The organism is Bacteroidota bacterium, assembly GCA_034439655.1.
Taxonomy (GTDB): domain Bacteria; phylum Bacteroidota; class Bacteroidia; order UKL13-3; family UKL13-3; genus CANJUD01.
This window is the reverse complement of sequence record JAWXAU010000055.1, coordinates 1-5,350: the sequence shown is the minus strand read 5'-3', so window position 1 is coordinate 5,350 and position 5,350 is coordinate 1. Positions and strand designations below refer to the sequence as shown.

Sequence of the window (5,350 nt, the reverse complement as noted above, 5' to 3'; positions counted from 1 at the left end):
GGGGGGGGGGTAAAATTCATAAAGGTTTTTTAAGTAGTTTGCAGGGCAATTCTAAACAGTAAAAATGAAACTACCCAAATATTTTTGTCATATTTTTTTCTTTCAGAAAAATAAATTAGATGGGCTTTTTCAGAAGTTAACTGATGCCACTCGGAATATTCATAGCGAAAATAATTTTATAATGCGGTAAAGTTTCAGACCAAAGTTTGCTATTATAATACATCCAAATTCGGTCTCCAACTATTGAAAAATTATTGTGTCTCACGAGGTTTAATAAATTACCTTTGCCCCTTTAGGATAAAAACCTAACCATGCCTACACAAACAGAAATATATATAAGTCCGCAGCAAGCTACTGATGTATTATACATTCGTGAAGCCCTTGCCAAAGCTACCAATTCAAAATTAGCGGACATCACAGAATACATTATCCGAAAAAAATCGATTGATGCACGCAAACGTGATATACTAATTCGCATAGTCGCTGATGTATATATTAATGAAACTTATATCCATGAAAATCCTTTTAAGTTAAATCCACAACCTTTGCAAAAAGGAAAAGAGACAATTATAATAGGAGCTGGGCCAGCAGGGCTTTTTGCAGCTATTCGTTTATTGGAATTAGGCATCAAACCTATTATCATAGAACGTGGAAAAAATGTACGTGAACGCCGCAGAGATTTGGCAAAAATTACCCGTAATAATATTATAAATCCTGAATCGAATTATTGTTTTGGCGAAGGTGGTGCAGGCACTTATAGTGATGGGAAACTATATACACGATCGGGCAAACGTGGAAGTATAGAACGTATATTAAATATATTTCATTTGTTCGGAGCCGATGCGAATATATTATATGAAGCACATCCGCATATTGGCACCAATAAACTTCCACAAATTATTACTGCACTCCGTGAATATATACAAGAGCACGGCGGAGAGTTGCGATTTGACAGCAAACTCACAGATATTATAATAAAAAATAATGCGATAGAAAGTATTACAATCAATAATACAGAAACTATTCCTGCAAAATCTGTCATACTTGCCACGGGACATTCTGCTAGAGATATTTTTGAGTTATTACATCAGAAGAATATATATATAGAAGCCAAACCTTTTGCATTGGGGGTACGCATAGAACATCCGCAACATATTATAGACTCCATACAATATCACGGACAAAGTGCAGGCGAGTATTTACCCCCTGCAAGCTATAGTTTGGTCGATCAACAAATGGGTCGCGGCGTGTTTTCGTTTTGTATGTGTCCTGGTGGTATTATAGCTCCCGCAGCAACAGCCGTAGGCGAAATAGTGGTGAATGGTTGGAGTCCATCCAAACGAAATAACTTTTTTGCAAATAGTGGAATGGTGGTGAGTGTGGGTGAAGAAGATTTTAAACCCTACGAAAAAGAAGGAGCATTGGCAGCATTGGCTTATCAAAAAAATGTAGAAAAAAAAGCATACATAAAAGGTGGGAGTAATTTGCAAGCACCTGCACAGCGTTTGGTCGATTTTGCCGAAGGACGTAACAGTGCTTCATTGCCTGATTGTAGCTATTTACCTGGATTATATAATACAAATTTGGAAGAGGTTTTGCCTCAAGAAATATATATAAGAATAAAAGCTGCTATGAAAAATTTTGGAAATAAAATGCGGGGGTATTATACCAATGAAGCCGTGCTAGTTGCTACCGAAAGCCGCACCAGTTCACCGGTGAGAATACCGAGAGATAAAGAAACATTACAACATATAACGATAAAAGGTTTGTTCCCATGCGGCGAAGGAGCCGGCTATGCGGGTGGAATTGTATCTGCAGCTATTGATGGGGAACGGTGTGCGGAGGCAATTGGAGCTCAAAGCTAGAAGACGGAAGTCAGAAGTAACGTTAACAAAAACTTCGCACTTCCGACTTCTAGCAACCAATTTGCATTTCTCTCTAATATCCCTTAACTATGCACCTTTAAAAACTATATATAATATGCTAAATATACAATACCTCGGGCATTCTTGTTTTATGCTTGATGATGGCACACATCGTTTGCTATTCGATCCATTCATAAGTGGAAACCCCATGGCAGAAGCCATTGATATAAAATCATTGATGCCACATTATATTCTGGTCTCCCACGGCCATGGTGACCATATCGGTGATTCTGTGGAAATAGCACACCAAAGCAATGCAAAAATAATTTGCAATTACGAAGTGGGTCAGTGGCTACACAAACGAGGAATCACACAAACCCATGAGGTAAATTATGGAGGCAAATTAAATTTTGATTTTGGGTTTGTTAAAATAGTGAACGCTGTCCATTCAAGCATGTTGCCCGACGAAACTTATGGCGGAAATCCTTTGGGGTTCTTGATCAATATCGCAGGTAAAAATATATATTATGCTGGCGACACAGGACTCACGATGGATATGAAATTAATTCCACTTTGGTGTAAATTGGATGTGGCAATATTACCTTTAGGCAATACCTTTACAATGGATATCGATGATGCTGTAATAGCTAGCAATTTTATAGAATGTAATGAAATCATAGGGATGCATTATGATACATTTCAGCCTATCAAAATAAACCATGAGGAAGCAAGGCAAAAGTTTGCAGATGCGGGGAAGAAATTGAAATTACTGTGGGTTGGAGAAAGTATAAAAGTAGACAGTGGACAGTAGACAGTAAGTAGTAGTCAGTAAGTAGTAGTCAGCGGACAGTAAGTAGTAGTCAGCGGACAGTAAGTAGTAGTCAGTAGACAGTAAGTAGTAGACAGTAGGCAGTAGGCAGTAGACAGCCCGCCGCGGTGGGAAGTAGCAAGTATAGAGATTAGGAAAACTTTATGATATTTTGTTTCGCTGCGGCGAATAGTAGTGCTCTACCTTTACAGTCTCATAATCATATAAATCTTTAAAGACTAGGTGAAAAATTTTTATCCCGAAATTATTGGGACGACGAATTATATCTTATGATAGAAACCGGTAACAGCTTATACCAATTCTTAACCTAAAATAGTCTTTGGACTATTATATATTGTAATTCGGTATTACCTACCTATTCTGTTGAGGAGATTCCTCGAATTGAATCCCAATTTCTATTGAGATCAGAATGACGTTATCTTTGCACCTTATATATTCTATCAAAAATGGCTCGAATTCCTATTAATATTGTTACAGGCGGCATCAAACAAGAAGATATCATCATTGGCATCGACTTGGGAACAACAAATTCTTTGGTGGCCTTCATGGACAAAAATACCAAGCTCCCGCGTGCTCTCGCTGATACTGAAGGCCTAACGATTGTTCCTTCTATATTACACCATTTACCCCAAGGTGGTTGGGTAGTGGGCAATGCGGCCAAAGGTCATTTAATAACTGAGCCCGAAAATACGATATACTCCGTTAAACGATTATTGGGCCGCAGTTTTCAAGATTTGGACAATCATAAATTTGCTTATAAAATTATTAATGATGATACAGAAAGCTTGGTGAAAATTCAGGTCGGTTCAACATTTTATTCGCCTATAGAACTCAGTGCCGAAATATTAAAAGAATTAAAATCGCGGGCTGAACATTATTTGAAAACTGAAGTTAAAAAAGCAGTGATTACCGTGCCTGCATATTTCAATGATAGTCAACGCCAAGCCACACGTGATGCGGGCAAACTAGCAGGACTGGATGTTCTACGCATCGTAAGTGAGCCCACGGCCGCAGCCCTTGCCTATGATAGTGGTGCCGCAAAAGCAGACCAAAAAAATATAGCTGTATATGATTTGGGTGGAGGTACTTTTGATATATCTATTTTGAGTTTGCAAAATGGAATTTTTGAAGTGCTCGCTACCAATGGAAATACTTATTTAGGTGGTGATGATTTGGATAAAGGTTTGGTAAATTATTGGAGCGAACTATATCATATACAAACAAAAAATGCCTATGAATTTCAGGAGTTAAGACTCTTGGCTGAAGAAGCAAAAAAACAACTATCATATAATGATTCTGCCTCATTCCAATTTCAAATTGATGAAACTATATATAATTTGGAAATCACGCGTCAAAAATTTGAGGAACTCGTTTTACCTATTATAGAAAAAACAATGGCGTGTTGCAAAAATGCGGTTGTCGATTCTAATATACAAATTTCTGATATCGCTGAAGTAGTTATGGTTGGCGGAAGTATACGCGTTCCTTTGGTAAAACAAATGGTACAAAAATATTTCACTCAATCTATAATGATGGACTCCATAAACCCAGACGAAGTGGTTGCATTGGGTGCAGCAGTGCAAGCAGATATATTGGCAGGCAATCGAAAAGATTTATTATTGATTGATGTTACACCATTATCATTAGGACTAGAAACTCTAGGTGGATTGATGGATACTTTAATTCCACGAAATTCAAAAATACCAACACGCATTGGTAGGCAATATACTACTTCTGTTGACGGACAATCAGGTATTATAATAAATGTATATCAAGGTGAAAGAGATTTGGTGGAACAAAATAGAAAATTGGGGCAAGCGGAATTGAAAGGCATTCCTCCTATGCCTGCAGGTTTACCGAAGGTAGAAGTAGTGTTCACTTTGAATGCAGATGGTATATTAAAAGTAACTGCTAGCGAACTGAGAAGCGGGGTGAAACAAGAAGTAGAAATGACCCCGCAGTATGGATTAACCGATGCACAAGTAGAACAAATGTTATTGGATAGTTTTACCCATGCCAAAGAAGATGTGGACACACGCTTGCTGATAGAAGCTCAAACATCAGCCAAACAATTGGTATATACGACCGAAATGTTTTTGCAAAAACATGCAAAGTTTTTGAAGGCTGATGAAGTTTCGCAAACGCAAAATGTAATTAACGAATTGAAAAATATATATAACAATTCGGACCGTCATATTATACAACAAGCTAATGAAAAGCTAAATGAAACTACTGCTCCCTTTGCCCACAGGGTAATGGATGTAGCTATTGCTGAAGCTATGAAGGGAAAGGTGCTGTAAGAGTATAAAGTATGTAATAGTAAGTATAAAGACTTCGATACTATGATACTATAATACCGTCATTACCTAAGCGGCGAACCGAGTTTGCGAGACTTGCGTAAAGAATAAGGATACTTTTCGAGCGTTTTGTCCTCCCGAGGAACGAGGGATATTTAGGTAAATAGTAGATGCCTCGTTCCTCGGCATGACAAAATAACCCAGTGATTTCGTTTACAAATTATACCAATTCTTAACCTAAAATAGTTCTCCGCCTGTGCCGGATTTGGTTTGTAGAATGGTAATGCCGAACTACATCCCGAAAGCCCCGCTTAATCCCGATAATTATCGGGATGCGGGGGGATTAGTCCCTTTCTTTT

Annotated in this window: 3 protein-coding genes; all 3 read left to right on the top strand. The window is 38.0% G+C overall.

The window, feature by feature from the left end; translation table 11 throughout:
• The first annotated feature begins 311 nt into the window (after positions 1-311).
• Complete coding sequence (locus SGJ10_03335; protein MDZ4757159.1) at positions 312-1,865, top strand: NAD(P)/FAD-dependent oxidoreductase; 1,554 nt, start codon at positions 312-314, stop codon at positions 1,863-1,865.
• A gap of 115 nt (positions 1,866-1,980) precedes the next feature.
• Positions 1,981-2,676, top strand: a complete 696-nt coding sequence (locus SGJ10_03330; protein MDZ4757158.1) for a metal-dependent hydrolase — start codon at positions 1,981-1,983, stop codon at positions 2,674-2,676.
• Positions 2,677-3,140: 464 nt separating this feature from the next.
• A complete protein-coding gene (gene hscA, locus SGJ10_03325) occupies positions 3,141-4,994 on the top strand; it encodes a Fe-S protein assembly chaperone HscA (GenBank protein ID MDZ4757157.1) in 1,854 nt (617 codons plus the stop codon).
• The last annotated feature ends 356 nt before the right edge of the window (positions 4,995-5,350 follow it).

Bases quoted from the DNA above. Each gene is read 5' to 3' on its own strand.
- SGJ10_03335 (MDZ4757159.1), top strand. From the start codon at position 312: ATGCCTACACAAACAGAAATATATATAAGTCCGCAGCAAGCTACTGAT.
- SGJ10_03330 (MDZ4757158.1), top strand. From the start codon at position 1,981: ATGCTAAATATACAATACCTCGGGCATTCTTGTTTTATGCTTGATGAT.
- hscA (MDZ4757157.1), top strand. From the start codon at position 3,141: ATGGCTCGAATTCCTATTAATATTGTTACAGGCGGCATCAAACAAGAA.